Source organism: Streptomyces sp. NPDC006309 (assembly GCF_040613095.1).
In the GTDB taxonomy this organism is placed as follows: Bacteria; Actinomycetota; Actinomycetes; order Streptomycetales; family Streptomycetaceae; genus Streptomyces.
The window spans coordinates 429,914-448,232 of sequence record NZ_JBEXRO010000003.1 but is presented as its reverse complement, the minus strand read 5'-3'; the positions used below and the strand labels follow the sequence as shown (position 1 = coordinate 448,232).

Here is an 18,319-nt window from a genome sequence, read left to right as displayed (position 1 = left end):
CCGGGGAGGCGGATGGTCCGGCGCCCGGGGGGGCTGCCGGACCGGCGTGGGGCCGTTCAGCCGGCCGGTGTCTCCGGCGGCGGGGTCGGCGCCCCCGGCAGCCGTACGGTCGCCACCGTGCCGCCGCCCTCCGCGCGGGCCAGGGTGACCTCGCCGCCCGCCTGCCGGACCGTACGGGCGACGATCGACAGGCCGAGGCCCGAGCCGGGCAGGGCGCGGGCGCTGGGGGAGCGCCAGAACCGGTCGAAGACGTAGGGGAGTTCGTCCTCGGGGATGCCGGGTCCGTGATCGCGGATCGTCAGCTCGCCCCCGCTCAGCCGCACGTCGACCGTGCCGCCCCCGGGGCTGAACTTCACCGCGTTGTCGAGGATGTTGACGACCGCCCGCTCCAGCGCGGAGGGTTCCGCCCGGACGAACCAGGGCTCCAGGTCGGCGGTGATCTTCACTTCCGGGCCGCGCAGCCGTGCCCGGCGCAGGGCCGCCTCGACCGCGTCCTGGAACGCGGTGACCTGGACCCGCTCGCCGCGCTGGTTCTCCGTGCGGGACAGCTCCTGGAGGTCGCCGATGAGGGCGGCCAGTTCGGTCATCTGCGCCTTCACCGAGGCGAGCAGCGCCTTGCGGTCCGCCGGCGGGATGGGACGACCGGTCTCCTCGCTGCGGCTGAGGAGTTCGACGTTCGTCCGCAACGACGTCAGCGGCGTGCGCAGTTCGTGGCCGGCGTCCGCGATCAGCTGCTGCTGGAGGTCGCGGGAGCTGGCCAGGGAGGCGGTCATCGAATTGAACGACCGGGAGAGCCGGGCCACCTCGTCCTCGCTGTCGTCCTGGACGGGGATGCGGATCGTCAGGTCCTCCGTGCGGGCCACGTGTTCCACGGCCTCGGTGAGCTTGTCGACCGGACGCAGCCCGGCCCGGGCGACCGCGAGGCCGGCGGCTCCGGCGCCGACGACGCCGATCGCGGACACCAGGAGGAGGACCAGGGCGAGATCGTTGAGCGTCTTCTCGGTGCTCTTGAGCGGCAGGGCGACGAGCACACCGATGTTGGGGCCCGGTTCGCCGCTCGCGGTGGAGGTGGGTCCGAACGGCTGGGTGAGCACCCGCAGCTCGTTGCCCCCGCTGTCGGTCCCGTTGCGGAAGTAGATGACGCCGGGCTTCAGGTCCGCGATCTCGGACTTGTCGCCCTGGGTGACCCGGATCCTGCCCGAGGCGCCGCCGAACAGGCAGACCTGGCCGTCCTCGGTGACCACCTGGGAGTACCGGTCCCGGAACAGGCCGTTGCTCTGCGGGGTGTCGGTGCAGTGCTCGAGGGTGTCGCGGAGCTGGTCGGTCTGCGTGGTGGCCCGCAGCGACTTCTTCAGGTCCTCGTCCAGCTGGTCGTACAGCTTGCGCTGCACGATGAACCAGCACGTCACCGAGACCGCCGCCACCGCGAACGCGACCGCCGCCGCGACCAGCATCGCCAGCCGGGCGCGGATCGGCAGCGCCCGGTAGCGGCGCACCAGCTGGTTCACTCGGCGCCGCCCTGGCGCAGGACGTAGCCCACGCCGCGCACGGTGTGCACGAGGCGGGGCTCGCCGCCGGCCTCGGTCTTGCGGCGCAGGTACATGACGTAGACGTCGAGGGAGTTGGACGACGGCTCGAAGTCGAAGCCCCAGACCGCCTTGAGGATCTGCTCGCGGGTGAGGACCTGGCGCGGATGGGCCATGAACATCTCCAGGAGCGTGAACTCGGTGCGGGTCAGCTCCACCTGCCGGGTACCGCGCGTCACCTCCCGGGTCGACAGGTCCATGCGCAGGTCGGCGAAGGTGAGGGCGTCGTCCTGCTGGGCCTCGGCGGACACGGTGACCGCGTAGGAGCTGCGGCGCAGCAGGGCGCGGATACGGGCGAAGAGTTCGTCCAGCTCGAACGGCTTGACCAGGTAGTCGTCGGCGCCGGCGTCGAGGCCGGTGACCCGGTCGCCGACCGTGTCGCGGGCCGTGAGCATCAGGATGGGGGTGGTGTCTCCGGCGCCGCGGATGCGGCGGGCCGCGGTCAGGCCGTCCATGCGCGGCATCTGGATGTCGAGGACGACCAGGTCCGGCTGGTAGGCGGTGGCCCTGTCCAGCGCGTCCGCGCCGTCGACGGCGACCTCGGTGTCGTACCCCTCGAAGGCGAGGCTGCGCTGGAGTGCCTCGCGTACGGCCGGTTCGTCGTCGACGATCAGGATGCGCTGGGGGTCACGGTCGCCTTCGGCGGGGCTCATCGCTCGCGGTTCCTCGGGGTGTGGTGGGTGGCCCGGTCGGGGGCTTCCAGCCTCGCACGGTCCCGGGCCGGACAGCGGGCAGGCCGGGCCTCAGACGCCGAGCGCGCTCAGGCTGCGCATCGTGTTGAGTCGGTTCAGCGGCACCTTGCGCCGGTGCGGCCGGGCGGCGGAGGTGCGCAGGCCCATCAGCTCGGGGACCGGGGTGGGGACGACCTCGGGGGCGCGGTCGGTCCTCGCGAGGGCGTGCAGCTCGTGGGCGACCGAGAGGGCGACGGTCAGGTCGGCCGGGCCGCGGCCCGCTTCCTGGTGCGAAACCTGCTGGATCATGACGTGCTCCCTGCTGGCTGGACGGACGCCGGCCGGACGGGTGCCGGCCGGGCGGCCGTCAGTTCTGTGCACCCGACCTGAGCTTGGCCAGGTCGGACTCGACGGTGTTGACGGGGATGGCGAAGCCGAGGCCGACGCTGCCCGCGTCCGAGGACGAGGACGACTGCGCGCTCGACGCGTACATCGCGGAGTTGATGCCGATGATGTGACCGCTCGCGTCGATGAGGGCACCGCCGGAGTTGCCGGGGTTCAGCGACGCGTCGGTCTGGATGGCCTTGTACGTGGTGGTGGACGAGCCGGTGTCGCCGTTGAACTCACGGCCGCCGAACTGGAACGGCCACTGTCCGTCGCCGCCCTGGCCCTGGCTCTGGCCCTCCTCGGTGGGCACGGTGACGTCCCGGTTCAGGGCGGAGACGATGCCGCTGGTGACGGTGCCGGTCAGGCCCTCGGGGGAGCCGATCGCGACGACCGTGTCACCGACCTGGACGCTGCCGGAGTCGCCGAGCGCGGCCGTCCTCAGACCCGAGGCGCCCTGGACCTTGATCAGGGCGAGGTCCTTGGAGCTGTCGGTGCCGACGACCCGGGCGGGGTAGCTCCTGCCGTCGCTGGTGCGCACCTTGACCGAGGTGGCGCCGGAGATGACGTGGTTGTTGGTGACGATCTCGCCGCCGGAGGTGATGACCACACCGGAGCCGGTGGAGGTGCCGTTGCTCAGCGTCGCGTTGATCTCGACCACGCTGGGGCTGACCGCCGCGGCGATCGTGGCGACGTCGCCCTTCTTGGCGGCCGGCACCACGGTGGTGCTGCTGCCGGCGACGGCGACGCTGTCCGTGCCGGACAGCTCCTGGAAGGCGTAGGCGGTGCCGCCGCCGACGGCCGCCGCGACGATCGCGACCGCCGCGAGCAGGGCCACCGGCCTGCGGCGGCGCGTCTGCCGCGGCGCCGGTTCCGGGGCGCCGGCCGCCGTCAGCGGCGCGTACGGCGGCGGGGGCGGCCACTCGGGGTTCACGGGAGCGGAGTAGCTGTGCTGCTGGGGGTACGCGCCCTGGGTGTCGTCGTACCCGTACTCGCCGCTGCGGCGGATGCTCTCGGTCATGACACAAGAGTCCCCCGCGACCATGAGAGCTTCCTGAGTGCACCCTGAGAAGCCCGGCAGAACCTCGTCCGCCCGGTACGAAGGCCCGCCGGGCCGGTCAGCCCAGGCAGCCGCAGGAGGTCCGCACCACGAGCCGGGACGGGAACGTCTTCAGCCGCTCGCGCCGCGACCCGGCGACGCGCAGCCCGTCGTCCAGCACCAGGTCGACCGCGGCCCGGGCCATCGCCGAGCGGTCGGAGGCAACCGTGGTCAGCGGCGGGTCGGCGAGCGCGGCCTCCTTGATGTCGTCGAAACCGGCCACCGCGAGCTTCCCGGGCACGTCGATGCGCAGCTCGCGCGCGGCCCGCAGCAGGCCGATCGCCTGGTCGTCGGTGGAGCAGAACACCGCGGGCGGCCGGTGCGGGCCGGCGAGCAGCTCCAGGGCGACGCGGTAGGCGTCGTAGCGGTTGTACGGCGCCTCGAACAGCCGGCCCTCGGTGGGCAGGCCGGCCTCGGTCATGGCCCGCCGCCAGCCCTCGACGTGGTCGGACACGGGGTCGCCGACGGCCGGTGTCTGTGCCGTGCCGCCCATGCAGGCGACGTACTCGTAACCGTGTTCCAGCAGGTGGCGCACGGCGAGGTGGGCGCCGCCGAGGTCGTCCGTCACCACGGCGACGTCGTCGATGGCCTCCGGGCGTTCGTGCAGCAGCACCACCCGGGCGTCCCAGGCGTCGATCTCGGCGGCGGCGCTGTCGTTCAGCGCGTGGGAGACGAGGATGAGTCCGGAGACCCGCATGCCGAGGAAGGCGCGCAGGTAGTGGACCTCGCGTTCGCCGATGTAGTCGGTGTTGCCGACGAGGACCATTTTCCCGCGCTCGGAGGCGGCCTGCTCGACCGCGTGCGCCATCTCGCCGAAGAACGGCTGGCGGGCGTCCGGGATGATCAGGCCTATGAGGTCCGTGCGGCGGGACGCCATCGCCTGGGCGACCCGGTCGGGCCGGTACCCCAGCTCCTTGATCGCGGCGAGGACACGCTCGCGCGTGGCCGGTGCGACCGGCCGGGGTCCGTTGTTGATGACATAACTGACGACGGCGGTGGAGGTCCCCGCCAGCCGTGCCACATCATCCCGAGTCACCTTGGCCACGCGCGGAGTCTACGCGGATTGACCCGCCCTGGGCAGGGCGTATCACATCCCGGCCGGCCGGGCCGGGCACCCCGCCCGGGCCCTGCCGCCCGGCCCTAAGCCTCGGCGTGGATCTCGACGCCGTCCAGGACGGCGGTCGGCGTGTCGTGCGTCGTGGGCCGGCCCGTCCTGGCCTGTGCCTCGTCGGCGGAGCGTTCGGGTTTGTCGGCGGACCGCTCGGGCTTCTCGGGCGTGACGAAGCGGTAGCCGACGTTGCGTACGGTCCCGATCAGCGACTCGTGCTCCGGGCCGAGCTTGGCCCGCAGCCGCCGTACGTGCACGTCGACCGTCCGGGTGCCGCCGAAGTAGTCGTAGCCCCACACCTCCTGGAGCAGCTGGGCGCGGGTGAAGACCCGGCCCGGGTGCTGGGCGAGGTACTTGAGCAGCTCGAACTCCTTGAAGGTCAGGTCGAGGACCCGGCCCTTGAGCTTCGCGGAGTAGGTCGCCTCGTCCACCGAGAGGTCACCGTTGCGGATCTCCATCGGGGAGTCGTCGTTGACGATCTGCTGGCGGCCCATGGCCAGCCGCAGTCTCGCCTCGACCTCCGCGGGACCGGCGGTGTCGAGGAGCACGTCGTCGATGCCCCACTCGGCGGTGACGGCGGCGAGGCCGCCCTCGGTGACCACGAGGACCAGCGGACAGCCGGGTCCGGTGGAGCGCAGCAGCTGGCACAGGCTGCGCACCTGTGGGAGGTCGCGGCGGCCGTCGACCAGGATCACGTCGGCGCCCGGGGTGTCGACCAGTGCGGGGCCCTCCGCCGGGGCGACCCGCACGTTGTGCAGGAGCAGGCCGAGGGCGGGGAGCACCTCCGTCGACGGCTGGAGGGCGTTGGTCAGGAGCAGCAGAGAACTCATACGTCTGGTTCCTCCTCGGTCCCTGCGAGGACGTGTGCGGTGCGGCACTGCTCTGCGATCCCGAAGGCCCCGTACACCGGCGGTCACCTGAGGTTTCCCGCTTCGTATACAACGCTTCCGAAAGCACGAAAGGACCCGGGGGCTACGCTGCCCGAGTCCTCTGCCCAGCAGAATAGCCCACATGAGCAACCGTCCGGCAGGTCATGTGGCAGGTTCCACCATTCGTCCGAATGCCGAGACAGGCAGACGGGGCCCTATCCGGACGTTTCTGCGCACGGCCGACGGAATCGCGGTCGAAGCCGTATACGATCCCGGCGCCGCCGTGCCCTCGGCATCCCCGGACGCCTCCCGTGCACCCGCCCGTGACCTGGTGTTCGTGATCGCCCACGGGTTCACCGGGGACGTGGACCGGCCGCACGTGCGCCGGGTGGCACGCGTCCTGGGCGCTCACGGCGCGGTCGTCACCTTCTCCTTCCGCGGCCACGGACGCTCCGGCGGCCGGTCCACGGTGGGTGACAAGGAGGTGCTGGACCTCGCCGCCGCCGTGGAGTGGGCCGGCGGCCTCGGGCACGCGCGCGTGGTGACCCTCGGCTTCTCCATGGGCGGCTCGGTCGTCCTGCGGCACGCGGCGCTGCACCCGGGCACGGTCGACGCCGTGGTCTCGGTGAGTTCACCGGCCCGCTGGTACTACCGGGGCACGGCACCCATGCGCCGCCTGCACTGGCTGGTCACCCGCCCCGCGGGCCGCCTGGTCGGCCGCTACGGCCTGCGCACGCGCATCCATCACCGGGACTGGAACCCCGTACCGCTCTCCCCGGTGCAGGCGGTCCCGAGGATCGCCCCCACCCCGCTGCTGGTCGTGCACGGTGACCGGGACGGCTACTTCCCCCTCGACCACCCCCGGATGCTCGCCGAGGCGGCCGGTGACCACGCGGAACTCTGGGTGGAGGCGGGCATGGGCCACGCGGAGAACGCGGCGGACGACGCCCTGCTGGCCCGGATCGGGGACTGGGCGGTGTCGGCGGCGGGCTAGCCTGACCCCACACTGTCTTCGTCCATGTCTTTTCCTGCCGTCGAGTGAGGATCGAGATGCCCAAGGTCACGGTGCGGTACTGGGCCGCCGCCAAGGCCGCGGCCCAGGTCGCCGAGGAGCCGTACGAGGCGGACACACTGGCCGACGCGCTGGCCGCCGTGCGCGCGCGCCACCCCGGTGAGCTGACGCGCGTGCTGAAGCGGTGCTCCTTCCTCGTCGACGGCGACCCGGCCGGGACCCGGGCGCATGAGACGGTACGGCTGGCCGAGGGCGGCACGGTCGAGGTGCTCCCGCCGTTCGCAGGAGGGTGAGCATGACCGACCAGCCGTATCAGGGCGGCCCCTACGAGGGCTACGACCAGCACCAGCAGCACTGGCCCGGGCACGAGCCGCGGCAGGGGCAGCAGCCCGGGCACGATCCGGAACTCACCCAGCAGTGGCAGGGCCAGACCTGGGAGACGCAGACGCACGCGCCGCTGCCGGACCCGGCGTATCCGCCGCGGCAGGAGCAGCAGCCGTATCCCCGGCCGGCGTACCAGCAGCCGTACGGGCAGGAGCGGTACCAGCAGGAGCAGTACCCGCCGTACGAGGGCTCGTACGGCGGCGGTTCGCACGGCGGCGGTTCCTACGGCGGCGGCGCGTACGGGGAGGCCTACGCCCCCGCGCAGCACCCCGAACCGGCTCCGCCACAGCCCCCGGCAACACCGGCCCAGATCCCGGCCCCCGCGCCGGTGCCCGTACCCGGGCCGGAATCGCAGGCCGGGGAGGGGCCGGAGTACGGTCCCGCCACCCTGGCCGGCAACGCGCGGATCACCGACGCCCAGCGGGCCCGCCTGGAGGGCCGCTCACCGGTCATCCCGCCCGGCATGCAGCCGGCGGCACTCACCGCCGTACTGGGCCTGCTGCTGGCCGTGACGGCGCCGGTCGCCTCCTACGCGCTCGTCGTGCCGCTCGTGGTGCTCCAGGCCGTGACGGCGGCGGGCTGGTTCCGGCTGAACGGCATGTGGCCGGCCCGGCAGGGCATCGCGCTGGCCTTCGCGGGCGCGCTGACCGCCGACGTGGCCGTCCTGGCCGCCGGCCCCGACCACGCCCTGGTGGCGATCCTCGGCTCGCTCGGCCTGTGGGTCCTGCTGTCCCTCGTCCTCCAGCTGCGCTCGCACGCCTCGGCGGACGAGCGGATCCACGGCCTGATGGCGACGGTCGCCTCGGCGGCGCTCGCCGTACTGGCGACCGGGTTCCTGGCCGCCGGCACGCACGCGGTGTCGGTGGGCGCGGCGGCGGTCGCGGTGGCCGTCCTGGCCCGCGCCCTGCCCCTGCCGACCCCGGCGTCGGTCGCGGTGTCCGTGCTGGCCGCGGCGGGTGCGGGGATCGCCGTCGGCACGATGACCGGCTTCGGCACGACGGGGGCGCTGCTGGGCGGGGCCGCCGGGGTGTGCGCGCTGATCGGCCACCGGGTCGCGAGCTACGACTACCCGTCCCGCTTCGTCCACTTCACGGCCGGCGTGGCCCTGCCCCTGTCGGCGGCGGCACCGGTGGTGTGGCTGCTGGGACGGGCACTGGGCCACTAGGCCGTGTCGTCGGACTCCCGCCTGCTCCACGACGCCATGCACGCACTCTCGCCGCACCGGGCCCCGACCCGAGTACGTCCGGTACGAGAGTCAGGACCCGGCACGCCGAGAGCACGCACCTGACGCCGCAGAGCCCGCCCTCCGGGCGAACGACGGGAGTCCGACGACACGACCCAGGCCGTCAGAGCGGGTCGAGGCGGGCCTTGAGCAGGCAGAACTCATAGCCCTCGGGGTCGGCGAGGACGTGCCGGTACTCCTCGCCGGTCCGGCCGATGTCGGCGGGGCGCGCCCCGAGCGCCAGCAGGCGTTCGAGCCCGGCGTCCTGATCGCGGTCGGTGGCGTCGACGTCGATGTGCAGCCGGAGCTTTCCCGGCTCCGGCTCGTCCCTGCGGCTGAGGAAGATCGTCGGCTGTGGCCCGCCGAACCCGTCGCGCGGCCCGATCTTGAGGCTGCCGTCCTCCTCACGGCCGAGCCGCGAGGGGTGCCCAGGCCGAGAGAGGGGCACGGTCACCGGGCGCGGTGATGCCGGAGACCGGCGGTACTGGTGGTCACTCGCCTCATGGCCGGGCGGGTTACGGCAGGAGCGTGGCGAGCAGGGCGCGGATGCGTCGCTCGATCTCGTCGCGGATCGGGCGGACGGCCTCGACGCCCTGGCCGGCGGGGTCGTCGAGGTCCCAGTCGAGGTAGGTCTTGCCGGGGAGGACGGGGCAGGTGTCGCCGCAGCCCATCGTGATCACCACGTCGGACGCCCGGACGGCCTCGACGGTCAGGACCTTCGGTGTCTCGGCCGACATGTCGATGCCGGTCTCCGCCATCGCCTGTACGGCGGCCGGGTTCACGGCATCGGCCGGTGCGGATCCGGCGGAGCGGACCTCGACCCGGCCCTCGGAGAGGTGGGTGAGGAAGGCGGCTGCCATCTGGGAGCGTCCGGCGTTGTGGACGCACACGAACAGCACGGACGGCTTGGGCTCAGACACGGGCGGAACCTTCCGGAGCGGTGACCGGTTCGGTCGTCGGGGCGGGCTGGGGGAAGAAGCGGCGGGCGGCGAGGGCGACGTGCACCAGGCCGATCAGGACGGGTACCTCGATGAGAGGGCCGACGACTCCGGCGAGGGCCTGCCCGGAGGTGGCGCCGAACGTGGCGATGGTGACCGCGACGGCCAGCTCGAAGTTGTTGCCCGCGGCGGTGAACGCCAGCGTCGTCGCCCTCGGGTGGTCGAGTCCGATCGCGCGGCCGGCGGCCATGGACCCGGCCCACATCAGCGCGAAGTACGCCAGGAGTGGCAGCGCGATCCGGGCGACGTCCAGGGGCCGGGAGGTGATGGCGTCGCCCTGGAGGGCGAAGAGCACGACGATGGTGAACAGCAGCCCGTACAGCGCGAACGGGCCGATCCGGGGGATCAGCTTCGTCTCGTACCAGGTACGGCCCTTGGCCTTCTCGCCGACGCGGCGGGTGAGGAACCCGGCCAGCAGCGGGATGCCGAGGAAGATCAGTACGGAGCGGGTGATCTCCCACACCGACACGTGCAGCGCGGTCTGCTCCAGTCCCAGCCGGCCGGGCAGCACGCTGAGGTAGAACCAGCCCAGCCCGGAGAACGCGATCACCTGGAACACGGAGTTCAGCGCCACCAGGACGGCGGCGGCCTCGCGGTCGCCGCAGGCGAGGTCGTTCCAGATGACGACCATGGCGATGCAGCGGGCGAGGCCGACGATGATCAGCCCGGTGCGGTACTCGGGCAGGTCCGGCAGGAGGAGCCAGGCGAGCGCGAACATCAGCGCCGGGCCGACGATCCAGTTCAGCACCAGCGACGGGATCAGCAGGCGGCGGTCGCGGGTGACGGCGTCGAGGCGGTCGTAGCGGACCTTCGCCAGGACCGGGTACATCATCACCAGCAGCCCGAGCGCGATCGGCAGCGAGACCCCGGTGACGGTGACCTTCGCGAGTGCGTCCCCCAGGCCCGGGACGAGGCGGCCCAGGCCGAGGCCGGCAGCCATCGCGGCGAGGATCCACACGGCGAGGAACCGGTCCAGGAAGGACAGCCGGCCGGCGACCGCTCCGGGGGACGCGGCGGTGCCGGTGCTCACGAGGCGGCCCCGGCGGACCCGGGCAGGGGTGTTCCGGTGGGGCGGGTCAGGATCGCGGCGAGCTGGTCGGTCATCTCGGGCAGCAGCCGGTAGTACACCCACGTCCCGCGCCGTTCGGAGCCGATCAGTCCGGCCTGCTTCAGCAGCTTCAGGTGATGGGAGATGGTGGGCTGCGACAGGTCGAAGGCGGGGGTGAGGTCGCAGACGCAGACCTCGCCGCCCGCCCGTGAGGCGATCAGCGACAGCAGCCGCAGCCGCACCGGGTCGCCCAGCGCCTTGAACACCTTCGCCAGCGTCTCGGCCCGGTCCTCGTCCAGGGGAGCGGTCAGCAGGCCGGGGCAGCATCCGCCGGCGTCGTCCCGGCCGAGCACCACAAGCTCTTGTTTCGACATACGTCTATGTTGACGTTCTTCGATCCAAGGCGCAAGGTTGCATCGACAGACATCAATGCAACCTGACCGGAGTGACCGTCATGTCCCGTGTCCAGCTCGCACTCAACGTCGCCGACCTCGAGGCGTCCGTCGCCTTCTACTCCGAGCTGTTCGGTGTCGAGCCCGCCAAGCGGCGCCCCGGCTACGCGAACTTCGCGATCACCGCCCCGCCGCTCAAGCTCGTCCTCATCGAGGGCGAGCCCGGCCAGGAGACCCGCCTCGACCACCTCGGCGTCGAGGTCGGCACCACCGGCGAGGTCACCGCCGCCGCCACCCGCCTCAAGGACGCGGGGCTCGCGACCTTCGAGGAGACCGACACGTCCTGCTGCTACGCCCTTCAGGACAAGGTGTGGGTCCACGGCCCCGGCAAGGAGCCCTGGGAGGTCTACGTCGTCAAGGCCGACGCCGACCGGATGGGCGCGAGCCCCGTCCTGGGCGGAGCCGCCGGGTGCGCGTGCTGACCGGTGCTTCGCGCACGTCCACGGCGTGTCGGGCCGCCAAAAGGGTGGTGTCAGCGGGTTCCGGGGTCACATGGGTGCGCGGTGCGTCATCGTGATCACGCTCGGTGCATCGAGCATGACGCAGAGGAGTCCGACGCATGTCCACGCCTGTTGTCAGCATCTTCACCCCCCTCAGCCCCCCGGAAGCCGCCCCGCGAGCCCTGGCCGCCGCCCCCTATGACACCCACTGGCCGCTGGACGGCGGAACCGCCTGGGTGTTCTACAGCTCCCCGGACCAGACGCACGTCAGGCGGCCGGTGATCCTCGCCGACGGCTTCTCCCTCGGAGCGAGCAACGTGGACGCCCTGTACGAGGGCCTGGAGAACGGCGCGTTCCCGTTCGTCTCCGCGCTGCGCGAGCAGGGCTACGACCTCGTACTCCTCGGTTTCGACGAGCGGTCGGCGTCCATCACCGACAACGCCGCCGTCGCGATCGAATGCATCAAGAAGGCGATCGACGACCGCGAGGGCTCCGCACAGCTGACAGTGGGCGGCTTCAGCATGGGCGGCCTGGTCACCCGCTACGCCCTGGCCAAGCTGGGCAGCGAGGGCTTCCGTCACGAGACCGCCACCTACCTCTCCTACGACACCCCGCACCGCGGCGCCTGGCTCCCCGTCGGCGTCCAGGCGTTCGCGCACTTCGTGAAGAAGCACTGGGGCGGGATGCCCCTGGTCGGCGAGCTGCTCGGCCGCTTCTCCACCATGGTCAACAGCCCCGCCGCCCGCCAGCTGCTGCGCTGGCACGTCGAGACCGCCGAGGCCACCGCGGACCAGGACCGGGCGCGCACCGACTTCCTCGACGAACTCGAACGGGTCGGCAGCTGGCCGGCCGGCGTCCGCCTGCTCGGTGTCGCCAACGGCGCGGGCAACGGCATCGGCAACGCCATTCCCAAGGGCGTCCCGGCGATGAGCAGCACCGGCCCCGTCCTGAACGGCACGCAGCTCTTCACCCAGGACATCGGCAACCCCGTCGTCGCCAACCTGCACGGGGCGAACAAGGAGTCGGTCGTGGTCCGCACCGACGGCCTGCCCGACATCGACGGCGCCCCCGGCGGCCTGTTCCCCGTGACGCCCGGCCTGCCGGGCAACCCGGCCAACTTCGGGACCGCCGCCATGCTGGCCGAGGTACTCGACCGCAAGCCGGCGGAACTGGTCTACAACGCCAGCGTGTTCGTCCCCACCGTCAGCGCCGTGGCCGCGGGCGACATCGACGACCGGCACATGCTGTACGGCAAGATCGACCCGGAGGCCAGCGAGCTGGACGATTTCCTGTGTGCCGGTGAGAACGAAGGGCACACCGTCATGACCGAAGAGCTGGGCCGGTGGATCCTGGAGCGGATCACGGCCGACTGACCGGGTGAGCGCGCGGGGGGCCGCTCACGCGGTTCCCCGCGCGCTCAGTCGGTGCGGCCGGTGCTCGTCCCGTCAGGACGCGGTCGCGCCGCGCAGGCCGCGGAAGAAGGCCCGGATGTCGCCGACGAGCAGGTCCGGCTCCTCCATCGCGGCGAAGTGGCCTCCCCGGTCGAACTCCGTCCAGCGGACGATGTTGTCGGTGCGTTCGGCGATGTGGCGCAGGGCGAGAAAGTTCTCCCGGGGGAAGGAGGCGAACGCGGTGGGGGCGGTCGAGGGCTCCGGCGGTTCTCCCCGGTAGGCCGCGTGGGCGCGCTCGTAGTAGATGCGCCCGGCGGAGCCGGCGGTCCCGGTCAGCCAGTACAGCATCACGTGGGTCAGGAGATGGTCCCGGTCGACGGCGTCCTCCGGCCGGTCGACCGAATCCGTCCACTCCTTGAACTTCTCGGCGATCCAGGCGAGCTGACCGACGGGTGAGTCGGAAAGCGCGTAGGCGAGGGTCTGCGGACGCGTGGACTGGATGTCCGCGTAACCCTGCTTGTCGCGGCTCCACGCCCGCATCCGCTCCCAGGAGGCCAGGGTGCGCTCTCGTTCCGCAGGGCTGAGGGCGGCGAGTTCCGCCTGTGACGGCTCGGCCGCGGCCCCGGCGCCGGGAATCAGGTTCAGATGGACGCCGATGACGTGGCCGGGGCGGATGCGCCCCAGTTCGCGGGAGACGGCCGCTCCCCAGTCACCGCCCTGAGTCCCGTAACGGTGGTAGTCCAGGCGGCGCATCAACTCGGCGAACGCGGCCGCGACACGGCGGTACTCCCAGCCCCTCTCGCGGGTGGGGCCGGAGAACCCGAAGCCGGGGATGCTCGGCAGGACCAGATGGAAGGCGTCCGCCAGGTCGGCGCCGTGCGCCCGGGGGTCGGTGAGCGGGCCGGCGATCCGCTCGAACTCGACGATGGACCCCGGCCAGCCGTGCGTGATGATCAGCGGCGTGGCATCCGGTTCCGGCGAGCGGATGTGCGCGAAGTGGATGTTCGCGCCGTCGATCGTGGTCGTGAACTGCGGCCACCGGTTCAGACGGGCCTCCGCCGCCCGCCAGTCGTACTCATGCCGCCAGTAGTGCGCGAGTTCCCTCAGGTAGTCACCCGGAACGCCGTACGACCAGCCGACGTCCGGCAGTTCGTCCGGCCAGCGGGTGCGGTCGAGGCGGTACCTCAGATCGTCCAGATCGCTGTCCGGGACCGAGACCCGGAACGGTCGGATCATTCGAGCGGACTCTCGTCCCTGACCCCGGCCACGAAGGCCGCCCAGGTGCTCGCCTGGAAGACGAGGGCTCCACGGGCAGGGGCCTTGCTGTCGCGGACGGGGACGACGGAGGGGAGGTCGTCGGCGACCTCCAGGCACTCGCCGCCGTCGGAGTTGCTGTAGCTGCTCTTGCGCCAAGCCGCGCTCAGGAAGTCGTCCGATACTTCGATGCAAGCGCCGCCGTCGGAGTTGCTGTAGCTGCTCTTGCGCCATGTCGCGTGGATCAGATCGATGGCTCGCACGGCTCTTCCTCCAACAATCGCAGGATGAACTTTCGCGACTCGGCCGGGGACAGGGCCATGTCGCGCACCGCATCATATGTACGCTGCAAACGCTCGACGTTGCCGTTCTCTTCGACTAGTTCACCATGCACGTCATTCTCGGTGTAGGCCACGGTGCGGCCGTCCAGCAGGCGTAGGTAGGTCACCTCGGTGCTCATCAGGCCGTGCAGCCCCGTACCGAAGGGCACGACGTGGAGGGTGATGTTCGGGCGCTCCGCCACCTCCGCCAGGTACTCCAACTGTTCTCGCCAGGCCCGGCCGTCCCGCAGTGACGTACGCAGGGCCGCCTCGGAGAGGATGGTGCGGAACGCCGGCGGGTCCGCGCCCTCCAGCAGCGTCCGTCGTCCAATGCGCGCCTCGACTTGCTGATCCAGTCGCTCGCCACCGATACCGCCTGCTGCGAGCAACTCACGCGCGTATCTAGGGGTCTGAAGCAACCCGTGCAGGGTGCCACCCCCGTAGTGCCAGAGACTGATGGCCTCCGCCTCCAGCTCCATGTACCGCCGATACTGCTCCTTGAACTGAGTCGGGTCGGCGACCGCCAGCTCCCACAGGGTCACCAGCAGTCCCGGTGTCCCGTAGAACTGGTCCAGTGCCTGTACGACCTCCGGGCCGCCCAGGGTCTGGCCGCTCTCCATCTTGCTGAACTGGGACGAGTCCCAGCCCACCTCCTTGGCGAGGTCCCGCAGGGACAGGCCGCGTTCGCTTCTGAGGTGCCGTAGCTCCTCGGTGAACCGCGCCCTCGGCTCCTGGCTCCGTCCGGTGATCACCAGCCGTTGTGGCATCGCGCTCCTGTTGAATTTGTTGAAGTTGGTGGGCCCAGCGTTGAATTTGGGCCTCTCAGCAGCTCAAACGCGCTTTTCGTGGGCCATGCTCGTAGGCATTCCGAACACGCAGGGTAGTCCTACGTATGCGCTGCGCTCAGGCGTTCATGGAAAGGAGCAGGCCGCGATGACAACGACGTCGGAGCCCCACGAGCCGGGGAGCCTCCTCTACGATCCGGCCACCGACAGGGTCGGCGAGTACCGCGACCGGGCCGGCCCGTACGCGTTGCTGCGCCCCGTCGGCGGCGGGGTGGAGTGGGAGGCCGATCCGGGGACGCTGCGCCCGGCCACCGACCGGGAGCGGCTCTGCGCGAGTGTCCGCGCCGTCAACCGCCGTGCGGGGGCGCTGCCTTCGCTGCCCGCGCCGCTGGACGAGGCCAGTCGGCCACCGAGCCCCGTGCCCGGCTGTGCCGCCTGCGTGGAGCTGGCGGAGCGCCGGGAGGACGCGCGGGCGGCGCACGACCGCAGCGCCGAGACCGACGCCAACGTGCTGCTGCGCCAGCACCAGCGACAGGAGCACCGGGCATGACGGTGACCGGGGGGCTGCCGTACGAGGAGTGCGCGCGGTGGGGGCGGCGCTCGCCACGGGACGCCGTGGGTCCGTGGCCCGCCTACGCCCTGCCGCCGTTCCGCCCGGCGCCCCGGCCACCCGTGCACCGGCCGCCCGTCACCCGTCCCCGTCCCCGGCGCCGAGTGTCCGACCAATCGGCCGTGAGCAGCGTGCTCACCGCGCTCTGCGCCGCCGCGCTGCTCGTGACCGTGGTTCTCGCGACCGTCCGGACGCGGGGCTGACGGGAGGTCCCGGGACAGCCGAAGGGCCGCACCCCCACTGGCGTCCAACCCAGGGGATGCGGCCCTCAGCCGTCACGGAGTCCGTCCGGAAACGGTGGCTCAGACCGCGATGGCGACCTCGGCCAGGCCGCCGTGCTGGGCGACGACCGTGCGGTCGGCCGTGCCGCCGGGCACCAGCGCCCGGACGGTCCACGTGCCCTCGGCCGCGTAGAAGCGGAACTGGCCGGTCGCGGAGGTGGGAACCTCGGCGGTGAACTCGCCGGTCGAGTCGAGCAGTCGGACGTAACCGACCACGGGCTCGCCGTCGCGGGTCACGTGGCCCTGGATCGTGGTCTCACCGGGCTTGATGGTCGAGGCGTCCGGGCCGCCGGCCTTCGCTCCACACATGCTGTCTCTCCAGAGGGGTCTGACCGGGAAGGTCGGTCGGATGGGTTACTTGCCGGAGCCGAGTTCGATCGGCACGCCGACGAGGGAGCCGTACTCGGTCCAGGAGCCGTCGTAGTTCTTGACGTTCTCCACGCCGAGCAGCTCGTGCAGCACGAACCAGGTCAGGGCCGAGCGCTCACCGATGCGGCAGTAGGCGATCGTGTCCCTGGCCAGGTCGACGTCCTCCGCGGCGTAGAGGGCCTTGAGGTCCTCGTCCGACTTGAACGTGCCGTCGTCGTTGGCGTTCTTCGACCACGGGATGTTCTTTGCGCTCGGCACGTGACCCGGCCGCTGCGACTGCTCCTGCGGCAGGTGCGCCGGGGCGAGCAGCTTGCCGGAGAACTCGTCGGGCGAGCGGACGTCGACCAGGTTCTGCGCGCCGATCGCGGCGACGACGTCGTCCCGGAAGGCGCGGATCGCCTTGTTCTGCGGCTGGGCGGTGTACTCGGTCTTCGGGCGCTCGGGGACCTCGTCACCGGCGACCAGCTCGCGGGCGTCCAGCTCCCACTTCTTGCGGCCGCCGTCGAGGAGCTTGACGTTCTCGTGGCCGTACAGCTTGAAGTACCAGTAGGCGTACGACGCGAACCAGTTGTTGTTGCCGCCGTAGAGGATCACCGTGTGGTCGTTGGCGATGCCCTTCTCCGACAGGAGCTTCTCGAAGCCCTCCTGGTCGACGAAGTCACGGCGGACCGGGTCCTGGAGGTCCTTGGTCCAGTCGATGCGGATCGCGTTGCGGATGTGGTTCTTCTCGTAGGCGGACGTGTCCTCGTCCACCTCGACGATCGCGATGGTCGGGTCGTCCAGGTGCTCCTGGAGCCAGTCGGCGTCGACCAGGACGTCGCTGCGGCTCATGCTCTTTCTCCTCCGGGGCAGTTACGGCGGGGCGTGCGAAGTAGCGAGGGGCGCGCGCCCGGTATCCGAGCGGCGCACGAGATGCCCTGACGACAGGGCGGTGGGATGCGGGAGCCGGGCTCCCGCTCAGAAGGGGCGACAGAGCATGGCGGCAACGCGGCACAGGTCCACTGCCCGCCGCTTCGTGAGATCCGCCTGTCGCCTCATGCCGACGATCGTAGGGACGTACGGGCGGGCATGTCACCGGCGTGTCATATGTCGAGACGCGATCGTCCGAATGGCGGGATACGAAAAGCGCCCGGGGGCCCTCCGGGGACCTCCGGGCGCTCACGCGGACCACCACGCCTACGCTGCGAGCGGGACCGTCTCGCCAGTCGGACAATCGGTGTCCACCGGCGGTCCCGGCCCGCGGTGCCGGTCGACTATCCGGCCAGCCTCACGTCCGAACCCTTCACACTGATCTTCACGCCGTCCGGCGCGGCCTGCACCTTGTCCAGCTTGATGCCGCCGGGCAGCTGGTCGATGGCCTGCTGGAAGTCGGTGATCTCGCGGACGCGGCTCTCGGCGAGGGCGGCGGGGCCCAGCTTGGGCAGGGAGTCCGCGTGCACCTCGACCCGGTCGTTCACCACGGCCACCGAGCTGAGCACGGACACCGTCTGCGTCAGCCCGAGGGACGCGACGGTTCCCTCCACCGCGACCTTGATCTTCCCGTTGCCGCCGTCGGAGAGCCCGACGATCCGGGCGGTGACCCCGGGAGCCACCTCGGTCGGCTCGGACTTGGCGGTCTTCAGCAGTTCGGCGTACGAGACCGTCGCGGTCCCGGTCGCCGCGTCCGCGATGGCGGAGCTGTAGTCGCCGGAGAACTTCACGCCCTTCATGTGGGCCTTCAGGTCGTCCACGCGGATGGTCGTGCCGGCCTTGCCGGTCGCCGCCCGGTAGCCGTCGATGCCGACCTCGACGTCGTCGAGGGAGCCGCCCGCCAGCTGGGTCAGGAACGGGAAGCCCTTGATGTCGACGTCCGGGGTGGACGCCAGGTTCTCCGTCGCCTTCAGCTTGTCCGCGGCCTTGCCCTCCGCGAAGTGCACGGCGACCCGGTCCGCGATCACGAACAGCCCGCCCAGGATCACGACGAGGATCAGCAGTATTCGCAGGGCGCGCATGTGGTGGGTCCCCCGGGTCGGTGACGGTGGTCGGGATGCGTACGT

The 18,319-nt window shown here is 71.7% G+C and carries 24 protein-coding genes; 7 read left to right on the top strand and 17 right to left on the bottom strand.

Annotated elements, in window-relative coordinates; all coding sequences use genetic code 11:
- Positions 1–56: 56 nt before the first annotated feature.
- From ABZ117_RS06880 to ABZ117_RS06855, 6 genes are all read right to left on the bottom strand, one after another.
- Positions 57–1,508 carry a HAMP domain-containing sensor histidine kinase gene (locus tag ABZ117_RS06880; RefSeq protein WP_356818085.1) on the bottom strand — a complete coding sequence of 484 codons (1,452 nt, stop codon included), beginning with the start codon at positions 1,506–1,508 and terminating at the stop codon, positions 57–59.
- Entirely contained in the window at positions 1,505–2,239 is a 735-nt protein-coding gene (locus ABZ117_RS06875) for a response regulator transcription factor (protein WP_356818083.1), read from the bottom strand. Before ABZ117_RS06875 ends, ABZ117_RS06880 begins: the two co-directional genes overlap by 4 nt.
- A gap of 90 nt (positions 2,240–2,329) precedes the next feature.
- Positions 2,330–2,566: a hypothetical protein gene (locus ABZ117_RS06870; protein WP_356818082.1), complete on the bottom strand. Its 237-nt coding sequence runs from the start codon at positions 2,564–2,566 to the stop codon at positions 2,330–2,332.
- A 58-nt stretch (positions 2,567–2,624) separates the two neighbouring features.
- Complete coding sequence (locus tag ABZ117_RS06865; RefSeq protein WP_356818080.1) at positions 2,625–3,662, bottom strand: trypsin-like peptidase domain-containing protein; 1,038 nt, start codon at positions 3,660–3,662, stop codon at positions 2,625–2,627.
- 97 nt (positions 3,663–3,759) lie between these two features.
- Positions 3,760–4,785, bottom strand: coding sequence for a LacI family DNA-binding transcriptional regulator (locus ABZ117_RS06860; RefSeq protein ID WP_356818078.1), 1,026 nt, complete (start codon positions 4,783–4,785; stop codon positions 3,760–3,762).
- 95 nt (positions 4,786–4,880) lie between these two features.
- Complete coding sequence (locus tag ABZ117_RS06855) at positions 4,881–5,678, bottom strand: response regulator transcription factor (RefSeq protein WP_356818076.1); 798 nt, start codon at positions 5,676–5,678, stop codon at positions 4,881–4,883.
- 181 nt (positions 5,679–5,859) lie between these two features.
- On the opposite strand from ABZ117_RS06855, the gene ABZ117_RS06850 reads away from it, so the two are divergent.
- From ABZ117_RS06850 to ABZ117_RS06840, 3 genes are read left to right on the top strand one after another with little or no spacing between them, the layout of a single operon-like run.
- Positions 5,860–6,711, top strand: coding sequence for an alpha/beta fold hydrolase (locus ABZ117_RS06850; RefSeq protein WP_356818074.1), 852 nt, complete (start codon positions 5,860–5,862; stop codon positions 6,709–6,711).
- A gap of 56 nt (positions 6,712–6,767) precedes the next feature.
- Entirely contained in the window at positions 6,768–7,022 is a 255-nt protein-coding gene (locus tag ABZ117_RS06845) for a MoaD/ThiS family protein (protein WP_356818073.1), read from the top strand.
- Between the two features lie 2 nt (positions 7,023–7,024).
- Complete coding sequence (locus tag ABZ117_RS06840; RefSeq protein ID WP_356818071.1) at positions 7,025–8,278, top strand: hypothetical protein; 1,254 nt, start codon at positions 7,025–7,027, stop codon at positions 8,276–8,278.
- Between the two features lie 181 nt (positions 8,279–8,459).
- Here the strand turns inward: ABZ117_RS06840 and ABZ117_RS06835 are convergent, their stop codons facing one another.
- The 4 genes from ABZ117_RS06835 to ABZ117_RS06820 form a co-directional block, all read right to left on the bottom strand.
- The gene (locus tag ABZ117_RS06835; RefSeq protein WP_356818182.1) at positions 8,460–8,783 is read right to left on the bottom strand and encodes a VOC family protein; all 324 of its coding nucleotides are present in this window, start codon (positions 8,781–8,783) and stop codon (positions 8,460–8,462) included.
- 67 nt (positions 8,784–8,850) lie between these two features.
- On the bottom strand, positions 8,851–9,255 hold the full coding sequence (locus ABZ117_RS06830) for an arsenate reductase ArsC (protein WP_356818069.1): 405 nt from the start codon (positions 9,253–9,255) through the stop codon (positions 8,851–8,853).
- Positions 9,248–10,363: an ACR3 family arsenite efflux transporter gene (gene arsB, locus ABZ117_RS06825; RefSeq protein WP_356818067.1), complete on the bottom strand. Its 1,116-nt coding sequence runs from the start codon at positions 10,361–10,363 to the stop codon at positions 9,248–9,250. Before arsB ends, ABZ117_RS06830 begins: the two co-directional genes overlap by 8 nt.
- On the bottom strand, positions 10,360–10,755 hold the full coding sequence (locus ABZ117_RS06820) for a metalloregulator ArsR/SmtB family transcription factor (protein ID WP_356818065.1): 396 nt from the start codon (positions 10,753–10,755) through the stop codon (positions 10,360–10,362). Before ABZ117_RS06820 ends, arsB begins: the two co-directional genes overlap by 4 nt.
- Before the next feature lie 80 nt (positions 10,756–10,835).
- On the opposite strand from ABZ117_RS06820, the gene ABZ117_RS06815 reads away from it, so the two are divergent.
- Both ABZ117_RS06815 and ABZ117_RS06810 read left to right on the top strand, forming a co-directional pair.
- Positions 10,836–11,255: an ArsI/CadI family heavy metal resistance metalloenzyme gene (locus tag ABZ117_RS06815; protein WP_356818063.1), complete on the top strand. Its 420-nt coding sequence runs from the start codon at positions 10,836–10,838 to the stop codon at positions 11,253–11,255.
- 137 nt (positions 11,256–11,392) lie between these two features.
- Positions 11,393–12,646, top strand: coding sequence for a hypothetical protein (locus tag ABZ117_RS06810; protein WP_356818061.1), 1,254 nt, complete (start codon positions 11,393–11,395; stop codon positions 12,644–12,646).
- Positions 12,647–12,718: 72 nt separating this feature from the next.
- Here ABZ117_RS06810 and ABZ117_RS06805 read toward each other — a convergent pair whose 3' ends face one another.
- The 3 genes from ABZ117_RS06805 to ABZ117_RS06795 are packed head-to-tail and all read right to left on the bottom strand — an operon-like array spanning position 12,719 to position 15,005.
- The gene (locus tag ABZ117_RS06805) at positions 12,719–13,900 is read right to left on the bottom strand and encodes an epoxide hydrolase family protein (RefSeq protein WP_356818059.1); all 1,182 of its coding nucleotides are present in this window, start codon (positions 13,898–13,900) and stop codon (positions 12,719–12,721) included.
- Entirely contained in the window at positions 13,897–14,181 is a 285-nt protein-coding gene (locus tag ABZ117_RS06800) for a DUF397 domain-containing protein (protein ID WP_356818057.1), read from the bottom strand. Before ABZ117_RS06800 ends, ABZ117_RS06805 begins: the two co-directional genes overlap by 4 nt.
- Positions 14,163–15,005: a helix-turn-helix transcriptional regulator gene (locus ABZ117_RS06795; RefSeq protein ID WP_356818055.1), complete on the bottom strand. Its 843-nt coding sequence runs from the start codon at positions 15,003–15,005 to the stop codon at positions 14,163–14,165. The genes ABZ117_RS06800 and ABZ117_RS06795 overlap by 19 nt, the downstream gene beginning before the upstream one ends.
- A gap of 166 nt (positions 15,006–15,171) precedes the next feature.
- Between ABZ117_RS06795 and ABZ117_RS06790 the strand changes: the two genes are divergently transcribed.
- Positions 15,172–15,573, top strand: a complete 402-nt coding sequence (locus tag ABZ117_RS06790) for a hypothetical protein (protein WP_356818054.1) — start codon at positions 15,172–15,174, stop codon at positions 15,571–15,573.
- Positions 15,570–15,836, top strand: a complete 267-nt coding sequence (locus tag ABZ117_RS06785; protein WP_356818052.1) for a hypothetical protein — start codon at positions 15,570–15,572, stop codon at positions 15,834–15,836. Before ABZ117_RS06790 ends, ABZ117_RS06785 begins: the two co-directional genes overlap by 4 nt.
- 99 nt (positions 15,837–15,935) lie before the next feature.
- Here ABZ117_RS06785 and ABZ117_RS06780 read toward each other — a convergent pair whose 3' ends face one another.
- The 4 genes from ABZ117_RS06780 to ABZ117_RS06765 all read right to left on the bottom strand — a co-directional run bounded on the left by ABZ117_RS06780 (position 15,936) and on the right by ABZ117_RS06765 (position 18,274).
- A complete protein-coding gene (locus ABZ117_RS06780; RefSeq protein ID WP_356818050.1) occupies positions 15,936–16,223 on the bottom strand; it encodes a DUF1416 domain-containing protein in 288 nt (95 codons plus the stop codon).
- Positions 16,224–16,268: 45 nt separating this feature from the next.
- Positions 16,269–17,114 (bottom strand): sulfurtransferase, encoded by an 846-nt coding sequence (locus ABZ117_RS06775; protein ID WP_356818048.1) that lies wholly within the window; start codon positions 17,112–17,114, stop codon positions 16,269–16,271.
- Positions 17,115–17,240: 126 nt separating this feature from the next.
- Positions 17,241–17,321, bottom strand: a complete 81-nt coding sequence (locus ABZ117_RS06770; RefSeq protein ID WP_351055874.1) for an Ms5788A family Cys-rich leader peptide — start codon at positions 17,319–17,321, stop codon at positions 17,241–17,243.
- A gap of 215 nt (positions 17,322–17,536) precedes the next feature.
- Positions 17,537–18,274: a DUF2993 domain-containing protein gene (locus ABZ117_RS06765; RefSeq protein WP_356818046.1), complete on the bottom strand. Its 738-nt coding sequence runs from the start codon at positions 18,272–18,274 to the stop codon at positions 17,537–17,539.
- Between the last annotated feature and the right edge of the window lie 45 nt (positions 18,275–18,319).